This is a genomic window from Huaxiibacter chinensis (genome assembly GCF_022171985.1).
GTDB lineage: Bacteria > Pseudomonadota > Gammaproteobacteria > Enterobacterales > Enterobacteriaceae > Enterobacter > Enterobacter chinensis_A.
Map to the genome: position 1 here is coordinate 25545 of NZ_JAJVHF010000006.1, position 16435 is coordinate 41979.

Sequence of the window (16435 nt, forward strand, 5' to 3'; positions counted from 1 at the left end):
TCTGCATTAAGCAGAATACGTGGGGGTAAGATTGTAGACAAATCCACCGCCCACGTAAAGGCATTAGTTTGCAGCAGCGCTCAGGCCAGCCTGGTCAACTGCAACACCTGCACCCATGGTGGTGGAGATGCTAACTTTCTTGATGTACACGCCTTTCGCCTGAGTTGGTTTCGCTTTTTTCAGCGCAACCAGCAGAGATTCCAGGTTTTCTTTCAGTTTGTCAGCGTCAAAGTCCACTTTACCGATGGTGGTGTGGATGATGCCGTTTTTGTCGTTACGATAACGAACCTGACCTGCTTTAGCGTTCTTAACCGCTTCAGCAACGTTAGGGGTTACAGTACCGACTTTCGGGTTTGGCATCAGGCCGCGTGGACCCAGAACCTGGCCCAACTGGCCAACAACGCGCATTGCATCTGGAGATGCGATAACAACGTCGAAGTTCATTTCGCCTTTCTTGATCTGATCAGCCAGATCTTCCATACCTACCAGTTCAGCGCCGGCAGCTTTAGCAGCTTCAGCGTTTGCACCCTGAGCAAATACAGCTACGCGAACGGAACGGCCAGTACCGTGTGGCAGTACAGTTGCGCCACGAACGTTCTGATCGGATTTACGAGCATCGATGCCGAGGTTAACGGCAACGTCAACGCTTTCTACGAACTTAGCAGTAGCCAGTTCTTTCAGCAGAGCGATAGCTTCGTTGATATCGTACTGCTTAGTTGCGTCAACTTTGTCACGAATGACGGACATGCGCTTGGTCAGTTTAGCCATTTCTTAGTCCTCCACTACCAGGCCCATGGAACGTGCAGTACCTTCAATGGAGCGAGTCATCGCTTCAATGTCGGAACCAGTCATGTCGGCAGCTTTGGTCTGCGCGATTTCCTGCAGCTGAGCGCGGGAAATTTTACCTACTTTGTCTTTGTTCGGCTTACCGGAACCAGACTTGATACCAGCCGCTTTTTTCAGCAGAACTGCTGCCGGCGGGGTCTTGGTAATGAAGGTGAAAGAACGGTCAGCGTAAACGGTAATAACAACCGGAGTTGGCAGGCCTTTTTCCAGGGATTCTGTTTTGGCGTTGAACGCTTTACAGAATTCCATGATGTTAACGCCCTGTTGACCCAGAGCCGGACCTACTGGTGGACTCGGGTTAGCCATACCCGCTGCAACCTGCAGCTTAACGTAGGCTTGTACTTTCTTAGCCATTCTAAAATCCTCTGTGTGGGTTATAACGCCTCAGTGAGGCTCCCCGTGATATAAATTCGTTTTACGGGCCGCAACCCATAAAAACAAAAGGCGCGAAATTGTATTCCAATCTCGCGCCCTGTGCAACGATTAAATCGTCGCTTTTTTACGCTGTGCTTAGGCTTTTTCGACCTGTGCAAAGTCCAGCTCTACCGGGGTCGCACGACCAAAGATAGAAACAGATACTTTCAGGCGGGACTTTTCATAGTCCACTTCTTCAACCACGCCGTTAAAGTCAGCAAACGGACCGTCGCTAACACGCACCATTTCACCCGGTTCAAACAGCGTTTTAGGACGCGGCTTATCACCCACCTGCTGCAGGCGGTTCATAATCGCATCAACTTCTTTGTCGCTGATTGGTGCCGGACGGTCGGACGTGCCGCCGATAAAGCCCATTACGCGCGGGACGCTGCGCACCAGGTGCCAGCTTGCATCGTTCATCACCATCTGAACAAGCACGTAACCCGGGAAGAATTTACGCTCGCTTTTGCGACGCAGGCCGCCACGGATCTCGACCACTTCTTCGGTCGGTACCATGACTTCGCCAAACAACTCTTCCATATTGTGTAATTTGATATGCTCGCGCAGCGACGTTGCTACACGGCCTTCAAAACCGGAAAACGCCTGAACGACGTACCAGCGCATCTTAGGGGCTTCAGACATCTTAGAACCTCAGGCCAGTGATAAAGGAGACCAGGCGAACCAGAATGCCATCCAGTCCCCACAGGATCAGTGACATTACAGCAGTCACCGCTGCCACAATCAGCGTGGTGTGCAATGTTTCCTGGCGAGTCGGCCAAATGACCTTGCGAACTTCAGTTCGCGCTTCGCGGGCAAAAGCAACGGTCGCTTTACCTTTTGTCGTCAACAGCGCGACACCACCCGCTGCAGCAATAAGAATTACTACGGCCAGCGCACGCAACGGCAGCATCATGTCACGATAAAGGTAGTTGCCAACGATCGCTACAATCAGCAGCACGGCTACAATGACCCACTTCATCGCTTCCAGGCCGCGACCGCTCCCTTGAGCTTCGGTATTCGCACTCATAAACCAACCTGTCAGAAGAATTCTACAAACATTTTCACCCCGCGATTGCGAGGCGAACCAAGCCGAAATGCACTGCAGCTTTTCGGACTAAACGCCCTCTACAGAGCCTGTCTCAGCAATGATTATGACAAATAAAATCACTGATGAGCCAGGTTCTGGTTCGAAAGCGTGCAAAAAGGGCATCAAATGATGCCCTTTTATCGCGCATTGCGTCAAATGTTATCGGCTATTAGCCCAGAACTTTTGCAACAACGCCCGCACCAACGGTACGACCACCTTCACGGATTGCGAAACGCAGACCGTCATCCATCGCGATTGGGTGGATCAGGGTAACAACCATCTGAATGTTGTCGCCTGGCATGACCATCTCAACGCCTTCTGGCAGTTCGATGGTACCGGTCACGTCAGTTGTACGGAAGTAGAACTGTGGACGGTAGCCTTTGAAGAACGGAGTATGACGGCCGCCTTCATCTTTGGACAGGATGTAAACTTCAGATTCGAATTTGGTGTGCGGCTTGATAGAGCCTGGCTTAGCCAGAACCTGACCACGTTCGATTTCTTCACGTTTGATACCACGCAGCAGAACACCAACGTTCTCACCAGCGCGGCCTTCGTCCAGCAGTTTGCGGAACATTTCAACGCCGGTACAGGTAGACTTAGCAGTCTCTTTGATACCAACGATTTCAACTTCTTCGCCAACTTTAACGATACCGCGCTCTACACGACCGGTAACAACAGTACCACGGCCGGAGATAGAGAATACGTCTTCGATTGGCAGCAGGAATGGCTTGTCGATAGCACGTTCTGGTTCTGGGATGTAAGAATCCAGGAAGCCAGCCAGTTCAACAATCTTCGCTTCCCACTCAGCTTCGCCTTCCAGCGCTTTCAGAGCAGAACCACGTACGATTGGAGTATCGTCGCCTGGGAAATCGTACTGAGACAGCAGTTCACGAACTTCCATCTCTACCAGTTCCAGCAGTTCTTCGTCATCAACCATGTCGCATTTGTTCAGGAACACGATGATGTAAGGAACGCCTACCTGACGACCCAGCAGGATGTGCTCACGCGTCTGAGGCATAGGGCCATCAGTCGCAGCAACAACCAGGATCGCGCCGTCCATCTGCGCAGCACCGGTGATCATGTTTTTAACATAGTCGGCGTGGCCTGGGCAGTCTACGTGTGCGTAGTGGCGAGTCGGGGTGTCATATTCAACGTGAGAGGTGTTGATGGTGATACCACGAGCTTTTTCTTCTGGTGCGTTATCGATCTGGTCGAATGCACGAGCAGAACCACCGTAGGTTTTAGCCAAAACGGTAGTGATTGCAGCGGTCAGCGTTGTTTTACCATGGTCAACGTGGCCGATAGTACCGACGTTGACGTGCGGTTTTGTACGTTCAAACTTTTCTTTAGACATCGATTGTCCCTCTAAGACACGGATAAATCGGTGATATCACCACATCAACCAGGCAAAACGCCTGAACTGTTGAATTTATTTAAATTGAAACAGAGAGAAACGGGAGGGATAAGTGAAGTGGTGCTGATACCCAGAGTCGAACTGGGGACCTCACCCTTACCAAGGGTGCGCTCTACCAACTGAGCCATATCAGCACGTTTGGAGCGGGCAGCGGGAATCGAACCCGCATCATCAGCTTGGAAGGCTGAGGTAATAGCCATTATACGATGCCCGCATCCTGAAACTCGGCTACCCAGTTCTTTCTGTAACAAAAAAAGAGATTTCTCTCTTTTTAAGTTCGAGCTGATTAATTTTTCTAACCAGCTCTGGCGGCATTTACGCTGCCAGAAAGTGGTGGTGGGGGAAGGATTCGAACCTTCGAAGTCTGTGACGGCAGATTTACAGTCTGCTCCCTTTGGCCGCTCGGGAACCCCACCGGACTTGATGGTGCCGACTACCGGAATCGAACTGGTGACCTACTGATTACAAGTCAGTTGCTCTACCTACTGAGCTAAGTCGGCATCAAGTAGCGCGCATTTTATGGAGACATGCCGGTTCATGCAACTAAAAAATTGCATAAATTGTTCTTTCGCTCACATTTTGTGCGTAACCAGGAAAAAACGCTGTAATTTCACGCGTTGCAGGTCAAATAACCAGCGACAGAGGGCCAAATACTTCTTTTATACGTACCGTGATGACTCCCGCGGAAGCATCACTTGCCCATATTTTTTCTTATTATTCGCGTCATCTGGTGTTAACCTCCTGCCCATTGTCCAAAATTAACTACTAAGTGATGGACTTCTGCTCGCCCGCTTGCCCGATTGAGTCGGTACAGAGTTCACAGATCATGCTTATGAGCAAAAAAGAGCAATCGTTAATGACACCCTACCTTCAATTTAACCGTAGCCAGTGGGCTGCACTGCGTGATTCCGTCCCTATGACGCTGACTGAAGGCGAGATAGCACGGTTAAAAGGGATCAACGAAGATTTATCGCTTGAAGAAGTGGCTGAGATCTATTTGCCTTTGTCGCGTTTGCTTAACTTCTATATTAGTTCCAACCTGCGCCGCCAGGCGGTGCTGGAACAGTTTCTCGGCACTAACGGCCAGCGCATACCTTATATCATCAGCATTGCAGGCAGCGTAGCCGTCGGGAAAAGCACCACCGCTCGTGTTCTTCAGGCCCTGCTCAGCCGCTGGCCAGAGCACCGCAGCGTAGAGCTGATCACCACAGATGGTTTCCTGCATCCCAACGACGTATTAAAAGAACGCGGCCTGATGAAGAAAAAAGGCTTCCCGCTCTCTTATGATATGCATCGCCTGGTAAAATTTGTCTCTGACCTGAAATCCGGCGCGCCGAACGTGACCGCCCCGGTTTACTCTCATCTTATTTATGATCGTATTCCCGATGGCGATAAGACCGTAGTCCAGCCGGATATCCTGATTCTGGAAGGCTTAAATGTTCTGCAAAGCGGTATGGATTATCCCCACGACCCGCATCATGTCTTTGTTTCCGATTTCGTCGATTTCTCTATCTATGTCGATGCCCCGGAAGATTTACTGCAAAACTGGTATATCAACCGCTTCCTGAAATTCCGCGAAGGGGCGTTCACCGATCCGGACTCTTACTTCCACAACTATGCCCAGCTTTCCGAGCAGGAAGCGATTAACGTGGCAACATCCTTGTGGAACGAAATCAACTACGTGAACCTGAAAGAGAACATCCTGCCCACGCGCGAACGTGCCAGCCTGATCCTCACCAAAAGTGAAAACCACGCGGTCGACCAGGTTCGTTTACGTAAGTAGGCGAGACGCAGAGACAAAAAAACCGGCGAACATCGCCGGTTTTTTATTTTAGGTTATGCGTGAGGTTTCTCACCGTTTTCATCCTGATCGACTGCAAAGCAGGCTACCAGCTGACCGCCATACTCTTTCAGCTGAGGCTGTAGCTGAGTACAAGGGCCAAAACGTCGACGGCAACGGGCGTTGAAAGCGCAGCCCGGCGGTGGACTCAGCGGGCTTGGCAGCTCGCCGGTCAGCTTGATACGCTCGCGTCGATCGTCAGGATTCAGGCGCGGTGTCGCTGAAAGCAAAGCCTGCGTATACGGGTGACGAGGATTATTAAAAATCTGATCCTTCGTGCCCTTTTCTACGCAGCGGCCCAGATACATCACCATCACTTCATCGGCGATGTGCTCGACCACGGACAGGTCATGTGAAATGAACACATAGGACAGGCCCATATCCTGCTGTAAATCCATCATCAGGTTAAGCACCTGAGCACGCACCGAAACGTCGAGTGCCGATACCGGTTCATCGGCAATCACCACGTCCGGGTCAAGCATCAGTCCACGCGCGATGGCAATACGCTGGCGCTGCCCGCCGGAGAACATATGCGGGTAGCGATCGTAATGCTCGGTCTTCAGGCCGACCTTCGCCATCATCGCCAGCGCTTTCTCGCGACGCTGCTCTTTACTCAACTCGCTGTTGATTTGCAGCGGCTCTTCCAGAATCTGCCCCACTTTCTTGCGCGGGTTCAGGGAGCCGTACGGGTTCTGGAACACAATCTGGATTTTCTGTCGGCGCAGCTTTTGCGCCTGCGGATCGTGCTTAAGCAGATCCTGCCCCTGATAATAAAGCTCACCGCCGGTGGGCGTCTCAATCATCGTCAGCAGGCGTCCGAGGGTGGATTTACCGCACCCTGACTCCCCGACCACAGCCAGCGTCTTGCCGCGCTCAAGGGTGAACGACACCCCATCCAGCGCCTTTACCAGGCGTTCCGGGGCAAAAAGCCCCTTCTTCACCGGATAATGTTTTTTAAGATCGATCGCCTGCAACAGCGGAAGGTGCCTGGTGGCCTCTTGCGTACTCATAGTGTGGGCCTCCCGGCATCATCAAGGGGATAGTGACATTTCGACTGACGACCGTCATTTAAGGTAAACAGCTCAGGTTCTTCAGCACGGCATTTATCCGTCGCATACGGACAGCGAGGATTGAGCAAGCAGCCTGTCGGGCGATCGTATTTACCCGGCACTACGCCCGGCAGCGACGCCAGACGGGCTTTATCCTGCGCAAACTCCGGCAGTGCACGAAGCAAAGCCTGGGTATACGGATGACGGGGCGCACGGAAGATATCGTGCGAATTGCCGGTTTCCACCACCTGGCCTGCATACATTACAATGATTTTATGCGCCGCTTCGGCCACCAGGGCCAAATCGTGGGTGATCAGCACCAGCGCCATGTTCTCTTTCTGCTGTAATTCCAGCAGCAGCTCAATGATCTGCGCCTGAATGGTCACATCCAGTGCCGTCGTCGGTTCATCGGCAATGAGCAGCTTCGGCCGGCAGGCAATCGCCATTGCAATCATCACGCGCTGGCTCATCCCACCGGACAACTGGTGCGGATAAACATCCAGACGCGAGGCAGGATCGGGAATACCCACCTGATTCAGCAAATCGATCGCGCGCTGACGGCGCGTGCTCTTATTACCCCCCTGATGCACCTTAATGGCTTCCATAATCTGGAAGCCCACGGTATAGCATGGGTTCAGGCTGGTCATCGGGTCCTGGAAGATCATCGCCACTTCAGCGCCGACCAGCTGGCGGCGCTGCTTCTCGGAGATACGCTTCAGGTCCTGGCCGTTGAATTCGAGGCTTTCTGCCATCACGCGGCCCGGGAAATCAATCAGTCCCATAATCGCCAGCGAGCTGACCGATTTACCTGAACCAGACTCCCCGACAATGCCAACCACTTCACCCTGGTTCACGCTGTAGCTGATACGGTCTACGGCACGAAACTCGGTGCCTACGTCACCGAAGTGCACCGATAATTTATCTACATTTAATAACGCCATCTCGTGCCTCTTACTGCTTCAGTTTGGGATCAAGTGCATCACGCAGACCATCACCCATCAGGTTAAATGCCAGCACCGTTAGCAGGATCGCCAGACCCGGGAAGGTCACGACCCACCAGGCGCTTTGCGCGAACTGCAACACATCGGCGAGCATGGTGCCCCATTCCGGTGTTGGCGGTTGCGCACCCATGCCAAGGAAGCCTAAAGCAGCCATATCGAGAATCGCGTTAGAGAAACCGAGCGACGCCTGAACAATCAGCGGCGCAAGGCAGTTCGGAAGAATATTGACGAACATCTGACGCAGTGCGCCCGCCCCTGCCACGCGAGATGCCGTGACGTAATCGCGGTTCACTTCGACCAGCACCGCCGCTCGCGTTAATCGAACATAGTGCGGAAGCGCGACAAACGTCAGCGCCAGCGCGGCGTTACCAATGGATGGCCCAAAGACGGCCACCAGCACCAGCGCTAACAGCAGGCTTGGCAGCGCCAGCATGATGTCAACCACGCGCATGATGAGATTATCGATAATCCCGCCAAAATAGCCGGCGACCAGCCCCAGGATAACCCCGAGGATCAACGACAGCACCACCACCAGGCAGCCTACCAGCAGCGACAGGCGAGCACCGTACATTAGACGCGATAACACATCACGGCCGACATCATCGGTTCCCAACAGGTGCGCCATCGTGCCGCCGTCCTGCCAGGCTGGCGGAGCGAGCAGCACGTCGCGGAACTGATCGGCTGGGTTATACGGCGCCAGATAGTTCGCGAAGACCGCGATAATCAGCATGATGACCACGTACACCAGGCCGATAACCGCACCCTTGTTACGTTTGAAGTAATGCCAGAATTCCTGCAGCGGCGTCATCGGCACCGGGGCAGCAATAACTTTATTTGGAGTAACTTGTGACATGATGGCCCCTTACTTCTTATGACGAATACGCGGGTTCACCACGCCGTACAGCAAATCGACCAGCAGGTTAACGAGGATAATCATCGTCGCCACCAGCAACACACCCCCCTGCACCACCGGATAATCACGGCGCTGCAGTGCATCAATCAACCAGCGTCCCAGGCCCGGCCATGAGAAGATCGTTTCGGTCAGGATAGCCCCCGCCAGCAGCGTACCTACCTGCAAACCGATCACGGTCACCACCGGCAGCATGGCGTTTCGCAGGGCGTGAACAATGATGACGCGCATACGGGTCAGCCCTTTGGCGCGCGCGGTACGGATATAATCCTCACCCAGCACTTCCAGCATGGAGGAGCGTGTCATACGAACAATCACGGCCAGCGGGATCGTCCCCAACACCATGGCCGGTAAGATCATATGCGCCACCGCATCAATGAAGTTGCCCTCTTCACCCCAGATCGCGGTGTCGATAAGCATGAATCCGGTAAGCGGATTCGTATCATCAAGGAACACCATATCGCTGACGCGACCGGAAACGGGCGTCAGGTTCCAGTGCACAGAGACCAGCATGATCAACATCATGCCCCACCAGAAGATAGGCATGGAGTAACCGGTCAGCGCCAGGCCCACCGCAGTATGATCGAAGATGGAACCGCGTTTAACGGCAGCCAGCACGCCAACGGGGATACCCACGGCGGTGGCAAAAATCATGGCGCAGACACCCAGTTCGAGCGTCGCTTTAAAGCGAGGCACAAACTCGTCCCACACCGGAAGACGGCTTTTCAGCGAAATACCCAAATCACCATGCATGACGCCCCAGATATAGTTGAGGTACTGTTGCCACAAGGGCTTATTCAGGCCGAGTTCGGCCAACAGTTGCGCATGACGCTCGGGGGAGATTCCACGCTCACCCGCCATAATCATCACCGGGTCACCGGGGATCATATGGACAAAGGCAAAGGTGAGAAGGGTAATACCGATAAACGTGGGGATAACAAGTCCCAGACGTCGGAGGATGAACTGCAACATAACCCGGATTCTCTCTAATGACGCACAACCAGCGGCGTGACGTCTGTATTGCTCACAAATGTAAATATCTTCTCCTGCAGAGAAGATGAGGGTGAGAGGAAACCGATCCCTCTCACCCCGCCCCCTCCCGGAGGGAGAGGGTGAACACCCTACTTATTATTCAACAGAGACGTTTTCAAAGTGGTGTTTGCCCAGTGGATCAACCACATAGCCTTTCACTTCTTTACGCACTGGCTCGTACACCGTGGAGTGAGCAACAATCAGAGCCGGAGCCTGATCGTGCATCACAACCTGAGCCTGCTTGTAGAGTTCGATACGTTTGTTGTGGTCGTCGGTCGCACGCGCCGGCTGAATCAGGTCTTCAAACGGCTTGTAGCACCAGCGAGAGTAGTTAGAACCATCTTTCGCGGCCGCACAGCTGAACAGGGTCGCGAAGAAGTTGTCCGGATCCCCATTGTCGCCGGTCCAGCCCATCATCACAGCCTGATGCTCACCTGCTTTGGCGCGCTTCAGATACTCGCCCCACTCGTAGGTCACAATCTTGGCCTGAACGCCGATCTTAGCCCAGTCAGCCTGAACCATTTCAGCCATGCGGCGTGCGTTCGGGTTGTATGGACGCTGAACAGGCATCGCCCACAGCTCAACGGTAAAGCCTTTATCCTGACCTGCTTCTTTCAGCAGCGCTTTCGCTTTTTCCGGATCGTAGCTGTAGTCTTTGATGTCGTCGTTATAGCCCCACATCGTTGGTGGAATCAGGTTTTTCGCCGCAACGCCTGCGCCCTGATACACCGCTTTGATGATCGCTTCTTTGTTCACCGCGTAGGTCAGCGCCTGACGCACTTTCACGTCGTCGAACGGCTTCTTCTCGGTGTTAAAGGAGAGATAACCCACGTTCAGGCCAGCCTGCTCCAGCAGGTTGATATTTTTGTCCTGCTTCATGCGCGCAATGTCAGCCGGGTTCGGGTATGGCATGACCTGGCATTCATTTTTCTGCAGTTTGGCATAGCGTACAGAGGCATCAGGCGTGATGGAGAAGACCAGGCGGTCGATCTTCGGCTTGGTGCCCCAGAAGCCTTCAAACGCTTTGTACAGAATGCGGGAATCTTTCTGGTACTGCAGCAGCTGGAACGGACCGGTACCAATTGGATTAAGATCCACTTTCTCCGGGGTGCCCGCTTTCAGCATATTGTCTGCATATTCTTTTGACAGAATAGAAGCGAAGTCCATGGCCAGGTCAGCCAGGAATGGCGCTTCCGGGCGAGACAGCACGAACTGAACCGTTTTGTCGTCCACTTTTTTCACTTCGGTAATCAGGTCTGGCAGACCCATACCTTCGAAGTATTCGTAGCTGCCACCAGAAACTTTATGGTACGGGTTCTGGGCATTTTTCTGACGGTCGAAGGAGAACACAACGTCGTCGGCGTTTAAGTCGCGCGTAGGTTTAAATTCTTTGCTGTCCTGCCATTTAACACCCTGACGCAGGTGGAAGGTGTAGGTTTTGCCGTCTTCGCTGACTTCCCATTTCTCCGCCAGGCCAGGAATGACTTCCGTGGTACCGGTTTTGAATTCAACCAGACGGTTATAAATCGGCACAGAGCTTGCGTCGTACGTCGTACCAGAGGTGAAGAGCTGTGGGTTAAAGCCTTCCGGCGAGCCTTCAGAACAGTAAACCAGGGTTTTTGCCTGTACGCTTGCCGCGACGGTGAGAGCAACCAGGCTCAGACCAAGCTTCAGCATCCCTGACTTCTTCAAGGAAATACTCATTATTCTGCTCCAATGTGATGTTTTGCTTTGTTGTGTTACGCCGCCTGACCTTTATTTATTTTTTACCCGGTCCGGTCGGTGGTGCCCGAAGGCGTTATAAGGGATGGAGAATCCTTTCAGAAGAGCGACAGAGTTGCAGCGCAGATCCTCCCTGAAATGCCCCTCGTGCCCTACAATCTGTCAACAGAATGTGAAAACGTCAATACAGGTGACGGGGATTTACGTTGAGGGTGAGAAATGGCAAACAAAGATTAAAAAAACTCCAGGCACCTATTTTCAGCAGGGAAATTTATGCTACTCGCGATGTTGTAGCACAATTCTCTTCATATTTCGCAACATCCAGTGATTAACATTTATGCAGATTAGGTAAACTTTCTTACAGAACGGTGATAATGTGAGCACTTAATACCGCGAACGTTAAAACGCACAGCGGAAAATGCTGAGGTTATCCATAAGCAACGCGAAAAAAGATCAATCTATATATAAAAAAATACAATGGAATATGTCACAAAATCGTTAACAGGCAGGGCATAACGAGGATCAGGGGCATTTTGCAGGGTTGAAGGGAATAACGTCCTAATGCAAAAAGGGCCAACCTTGCGGTTAGCCCTTTTCTAAATGTGGTCGGCGAGAGAGGATGACTCGCCACTTCGTGGCTCGCCCTGCGGGCCGTTGCTAAAGCAACGTTCTCTCGCTTCGCTCGAGTCGAACCTCCTGCCCCGGAGTTTCTCATCCTCACATACATTGTGGATGCAAAAAGGGCCAACCTTGCGGTTAGCCCTTTTTTAAATGTGGTCGGCGAGAGAGGATTCGAACCTCCGACCCACTGGTCCCAAACCAGTTGCGCTACCAAGCTGCGCTACTCGCCGAATGCGGAGCGCATCTTACTGCTGAGGTATGCGCCCGTCAATCCCTTATGATAAAAAAGCCATTCGATCGGCGAGAAACTCGCCAGACCGGTTACTTCGTGGCTTTCGCGGTGTCGTCAGGAAGGTGACACCAGTTGTTATTCTCGTTAATTCCACCGTCAGGTGAGGTATAGCCGAGGCAGCCCATAATGGTGTCATACAGCTCTACGTGACGGCGAGGCACCTTCATTTCCGCTTCTTTCTTCAGATGCTGGAACATTTTCGCCTTCTCAGGCTCTTCAAGGTACTTATCCGACATCCAGACCATCATAGGCACGCGGAACTGCTCTGGTGGCGCCATTTTACGCGGCGTACCGTGCAGGTGCTCATACTCATTAATCGACTCACCGTGGTCAGCCGCGTAGAAAACAATCGCTTTCTTATCGCGGACCTGGTCAATGACGCTATCGATAAAGTGATCGACATACATCACCGTATTGTCATAGGAGTTGATCAGTTGCTCTTTGGTACAGTCCTTATCGACACCCACACATTCCGGCGTCCATTTTGCGAAGCTGCGCGGATAACGCTGCGTGTAGTTGAAGTGCGACCCTTTGGTATGCAGGATGATCATGTGCTTGCCATCCGGATTACCGTTTAACGAGTTCTTCATCTCGTCGATGAGCAGCATGTCGTCAACGCTCTTACCCCGGTTACGCGGCTCAGCACCAATCTGTTCACGGTAGGCGATATTCTTCGCCATGGTGTTGCTGTAGAACCACATCTCGCTCTGCATTGCGTACAGGTCGGCCGAAAAACCAAGCTGGTGTAACACAGAGAAGACGTTTTGCTCTTTCAGCGTACGCTGCGGGTTATCGCTCGCCCCGCCTTCACGCACGAACATACAGCGCAGCGAAAGCTTGGTGGCGGTATCACAAGAGTAGCCACGGAACGCAACGAGATTCTTTTCCTGCGACAGCTTAGGCGTAGTGTCGCGGTCGTAACCCAGCATGCCCATATGATCCCAGCGCGTCGTCTCACCAATGATGAACACAACGTAGGTATCATCGATGTCTTTCGGCGCTTCATAGGTAAACTTCTTCGCCGGGTTCATCAGCGATTTATTATCAGAGGACTCGTCCACCTGCGCCCAGGCGTACAGCCCAAGAGCCGAGATCCAGTTTGAGGGAAGATAAGAGTTGGCGATCACACCGCCATAGCTTGGCATATCAACGCCAGAGGTTCGTTCATCATTCTTTTGCTTCACTTCCAGCAGGCGAATTGGCCCCCAGACCATCAACCCTGCCAGCAGCACCACCGCGACGCTACGAATACGCAAACCCGGCGTGCGCATCTGGCGCAATAAGGTATAGCGGCAACGGTTGCTCCAGATAAACAGAAGCGGTAAGGCGCTCACGCCAATCAGCCAGAGGATGAAGTGTAAGCCAACGACCTCTTTCGACAGGTCGATATCGGTGGTCATGACCGAGGCAATAATACCGTAGCCTATCACCACATTCATAAAGGTCATGTAGTAGCTGGCCCCCGCCGAGCACAACACAACCAGAGACGCCAGTACGCGCCAGACACGTCGTCCGAAAAGAGAGAGCAAACGTAATAAGAAGAACGTCACCAGCACGGTACCGGCCAGTTCAACAACCGCGGCAATACCCTTCCAGAAAGTAAAATCTTGTGCATAACCGTCAAACCGACGGAAAAAAACAGCACCGTTCATAAACAGGCCGATGTACAACGCCAGCAGCAAACTCAGCTTTTGTTGAGTCATCGATTTAATGTATTTCATGCATGCAACCCGAAAAAAGGGACGGTCACGCCGTACACCTTTGAATCAAAAGTGAACAACGTAGATATTCGCTCAGGGGATCGTTATAGGAAACGTCTACAAGCGTGGTAAGTAGACCACAGGGAAGGGAAAAAGTGGCAGCAGAGTGTGTGATCGCGGCAGTTATTTACAAAAAAACAAACTCTGACTTGACTGATACTGTCTTTTATCAGAACGCAGACAGCAAAAAGGCCGGATAACCGGCCTCGTTCATCGCATGATTACGCGTGTGCTTCCTGGAAGCTTTCACGCCGTGGCTGACGAATAGTTGTCGATAGCGCCAGAGAGAGAATCAGCAGGGCGAAGATGACGCAGAAGGTCACGTAGAAGCCACCAAACAGCGATGCAATCAGGGAGCCGCAAATACTGCCAATCCCAAAGCCCAGGTAAATCACACCGTAATTTTTCGCCAGGTTGTTCAGGCCAAAGAACTCGCTGACCAGCGACGGGAAGACGGTGATGGTGCCACCAAAGTTAAACGCGACACAGGCGATGGCGGCAAAGAAGGTCATTTCGTTTAGCGGTGCGAACAGCAAGGCAGCCATACCCACCAGCGACACGACCTGGCCCAGCGTAATCACGCGGATACGTGACATTTTATCTGAGAGGATACCCAGCACCAGACGGCCCGACAGGTTTGCAATGGAGATCACCGTCACCGCATTCGCCGCCGTCATTGCGTCCAGTTTCACCATTCCCTGTGCGATATCCTTCGCCACGCCAATGACGTACAGGCCACTCATGCAGGCGGTCAGGAACATTACGGCCAGCATCCAGTACTGTGGTTTACGCATGGATTGCGCCAACGTGAAGTCGTTTTCCACCACCCCGTTCACTGTTTTGACCTCCTGCTGAGGGGCGTCTTTCATCAGCGTTGCGCCGAAAAGAATCATCACCAGCACGATAGCGCCCCAGATCATGAAGGTCTTTTCCAGGCCAACGGAAGCCAGAAGATGCGAGTCAATGAATTTGAAACCCAGGCTGCCCAGGCCATACGAACCGATGGAGAAGGCAGAAATCAGCCCCTTGCGCTCCGGGAACCATTTCACACAGTTTGACAGCGTTAACAGATAACCTGCGCCATCCGCCAGGCCGACTAACACCCCTGCGCTCAGCCACAACATCATCAGGCTGCTGGAATGCGCGGTCAGGAAGAAGCCCACTCCCAGCAGGATCCCGGAGGCCATCGTCACGCGTTTAACACCAAAACGTTCCTGTAATTTGCCCGCCACCGAGGAGGACAATGCTAACCCCAGGCTTAACAGACCAAAGGAAAATGCGACCTGGCTTACCGGCGCGCCGAGCTTATCGGACAATGCGCTGTTAAACAGGCTCCAGGTATAAACCGATCCCAACGCGAACTGCGTCACGATGGTGCCAAAAAGGGTCAGCCAGCGCGTACGATTGTAGTTTGATGTGTTCATGGCAGTTGTCCTGCAAGAGAAAGTAAGGGAATTCGCTGTAGACAACGATAAACAAAACCCTTCTCTTCAGGGGGAAAACGGCACGAGTTGCAGGAGAAACGGAATGAAATGCCTTTAATCCGGCATGAACGACCTTGCCGGGGCAGGAAATGACGTGAAGTTAGCGTCTACTATCGCCCTGAACCCGGCTGTTCCTGTATACAAGATGTTACAACAAGGTTGAAGAATCGCACAATATTTAAAATCTGGCGCTCACGCCCAGCGTATAAAGATAATCTTCCCCCGTCATGGCATTATCGGCCTGGGACAGCGACGCATAGGCGGCCATATGCGGATGAAGCAAGACGTCTGCCCCCACGGTGACATCGGTCCAGTTGCCGTTTTGCATGCTGGCGGAGAGGCGATTGAGGCCTGACTGCGATTTCCACTGATTATCACCGAACTGCTGGTTATAACTTATCTGCGCCCATGGACGCAGTTCGCCCCACTGTGAATCCACGCGCCACCCCAACGTGCTGACGCTGGCATGCCAGAGCGGATCGGTCAGCGTGGCAGTATTCACATTATCGCCAAACTCATTGTATAAAGAGGACGATGAGCCGTCGTAATGCCAAGCCGCAACCGGCCCGGTCGTAATATTGCGCGTGACAGGAATGCTGACGCCCAGGCTCAGCGTACTCGTCGATTCCGCCGGATAATTCTCCGGCATGGTTAATGCCAGCCCTGAGACGGTTTGCGACGTGCGGATGCGCTCTTCGAGGATGTCCTCATAGCGCGGTTGGTGATCGGCATCCCATGTATAGCGTTCTGTCGTATTACTTTCTGCGTCTGAAACGATATATTCCTGTTGCCATGCATAAGCTGAGTGGCACAGAAATAGCCCCGCCAGGCTTATGTAAGCATGGCGACCACTGATTTTTTTTATCATCATCAAAGCGACTCCAGAGAGCCGAATTCGGCGATATTTCTCATTGTGTACGAAGAGGTATAAGGACATAGCCCTGTATTAACTATTGTCTTTTT

At 52.6% G+C, this 16435-nt stretch carries 14 protein-coding genes, 5 tRNA genes and 1 other RNA gene; 1 reads left to right on the plus strand and 19 read right to left on the minus strand.

The window, feature by feature from the left end; genetic code table 11:
• Positions 1-63: 63 nt before the first annotated feature.
• The 9 genes from rplA to LZP96_RS14855 form a co-directional block, all read right to left on the minus strand.
• On the minus strand, positions 64-768 hold the full coding sequence (rplA, locus tag LZP96_RS14815; RefSeq protein WP_006176745.1) for a 50S ribosomal protein L1: 705 nt from the start codon (positions 766-768) through the stop codon (positions 64-66).
• A 3-nt stretch (positions 769-771) separates the two neighbouring features.
• Positions 772-1200 (minus strand): 50S ribosomal protein L11, encoded by a 429-nt coding sequence (gene rplK, locus LZP96_RS14820; protein ID WP_064324385.1) that lies wholly within the window; start codon positions 1198-1200, stop codon positions 772-774.
• A gap of 156 nt (positions 1201-1356) precedes the next feature.
• The gene (nusG, locus tag LZP96_RS14825) at positions 1357-1902 is read right to left on the minus strand and encodes a transcription termination/antitermination protein NusG (RefSeq protein WP_064324384.1); all 546 of its coding nucleotides are present in this window, start codon (positions 1900-1902) and stop codon (positions 1357-1359) included.
• 1 nt (position 1903) lies between these two features.
• Complete coding sequence (gene secE, locus LZP96_RS14830; protein WP_049842136.1) at positions 1904-2287, minus strand: preprotein translocase subunit SecE; 384 nt, start codon at positions 2285-2287, stop codon at positions 1904-1906.
• Positions 2288-2516: 229 nt separating this feature from the next.
• Entirely contained in the window at positions 2517-3701 is a 1185-nt protein-coding gene (gene tuf / locus LZP96_RS14835; protein WP_064324383.1) for an elongation factor Tu, read from the minus strand.
• Between the two features lie 118 nt (positions 3702-3819).
• A tRNA-Thr gene (locus LZP96_RS14840) sits at positions 3820-3895 on the minus strand.
• A gap of 5 nt (positions 3896-3900) precedes the next feature.
• A tRNA-Gly gene (locus LZP96_RS14845) sits at positions 3901-3975 on the minus strand.
• Between the two features lie 117 nt (positions 3976-4092).
• Positions 4093-4177: transfer RNA gene (locus LZP96_RS14850), tRNA-Tyr, on the minus strand.
• Between the two features lie 8 nt (positions 4178-4185).
• A tRNA-Thr gene (locus LZP96_RS14855) sits at positions 4186-4261 on the minus strand.
• A gap of 332 nt (positions 4262-4593) precedes the next feature.
• Here LZP96_RS14855 and coaA point away from each other — a divergent pair.
• Positions 4594-5544 carry a type I pantothenate kinase gene (gene coaA / locus LZP96_RS14865; RefSeq protein ID WP_064328048.1) on the plus strand — a complete coding sequence of 317 codons (951 nt, stop codon included), beginning with the start codon at positions 4594-4596 and terminating at the stop codon, positions 5542-5544.
• A 53-nt stretch (positions 5545-5597) separates the two neighbouring features.
• Here coaA and dppF read toward each other — a convergent pair whose 3' ends face one another.
• The 10 genes from dppF to LZP96_RS14915 all read right to left on the minus strand — a co-directional run bounded on the left by dppF (position 5598) and on the right by LZP96_RS14915 (position 16343).
• On the minus strand, positions 5598-6611 hold the full coding sequence (dppF, locus tag LZP96_RS14870; RefSeq protein WP_064324382.1) for a dipeptide ABC transporter ATP-binding subunit DppF: 1014 nt from the start codon (positions 6609-6611) through the stop codon (positions 5598-5600).
• The gene (dppD, locus tag LZP96_RS14875) at positions 6608-7591 is read right to left on the minus strand and encodes a dipeptide ABC transporter ATP-binding protein (RefSeq protein WP_064324381.1); all 984 of its coding nucleotides are present in this window, start codon (positions 7589-7591) and stop codon (positions 6608-6610) included. Before dppD ends, dppF begins: the two co-directional genes overlap by 4 nt.
• Before the next feature lie 10 nt (positions 7592-7601).
• Positions 7602-8504, minus strand: a complete 903-nt coding sequence (dppC, locus tag LZP96_RS14880; protein WP_064324380.1) for a dipeptide ABC transporter permease DppC — start codon at positions 8502-8504, stop codon at positions 7602-7604.
• Between the two features lie 9 nt (positions 8505-8513).
• Complete coding sequence (gene dppB, locus LZP96_RS14885; protein WP_064324379.1) at positions 8514-9533, minus strand: dipeptide ABC transporter permease DppB; 1020 nt, start codon at positions 9531-9533, stop codon at positions 8514-8516.
• 156 nt (positions 9534-9689) lie between these two features.
• Positions 9690-11297, minus strand: coding sequence for a dipeptide ABC transporter periplasmic-binding protein DppA (gene dppA / locus LZP96_RS14890; protein ID WP_064324378.1), 1608 nt, complete (start codon positions 11295-11297; stop codon positions 9690-9692).
• A 621-nt stretch (positions 11298-11918) separates the two neighbouring features.
• A non-coding RNA gene (locus tag LZP96_RS14895) (RtT sRNA) lies at positions 11919-12051 on the minus strand.
• Positions 12052-12089: 38 nt separating this feature from the next.
• Positions 12090-12166: transfer RNA gene (locus LZP96_RS14900), tRNA-Pro, on the minus strand.
• 91 nt (positions 12167-12257) lie between these two features.
• On the minus strand, positions 12258-13949 hold the full coding sequence (eptB, locus tag LZP96_RS14905; protein WP_064324377.1) for a kdo(2)-lipid A phosphoethanolamine 7''-transferase: 1692 nt from the start codon (positions 13947-13949) through the stop codon (positions 12258-12260).
• A gap of 260 nt (positions 13950-14209) precedes the next feature.
• The gene (locus tag LZP96_RS14910) at positions 14210-15412 is read right to left on the minus strand and encodes an L-lactate MFS transporter (RefSeq protein ID WP_064324376.1); all 1203 of its coding nucleotides are present in this window, start codon (positions 15410-15412) and stop codon (positions 14210-14212) included.
• A 238-nt stretch (positions 15413-15650) separates the two neighbouring features.
• On the minus strand, positions 15651-16343 hold the full coding sequence (locus LZP96_RS14915) for an autotransporter domain-containing protein (protein ID WP_064324375.1): 693 nt from the start codon (positions 16341-16343) through the stop codon (positions 15651-15653).
• Between the last annotated feature and the right edge of the window lie 92 nt (positions 16344-16435).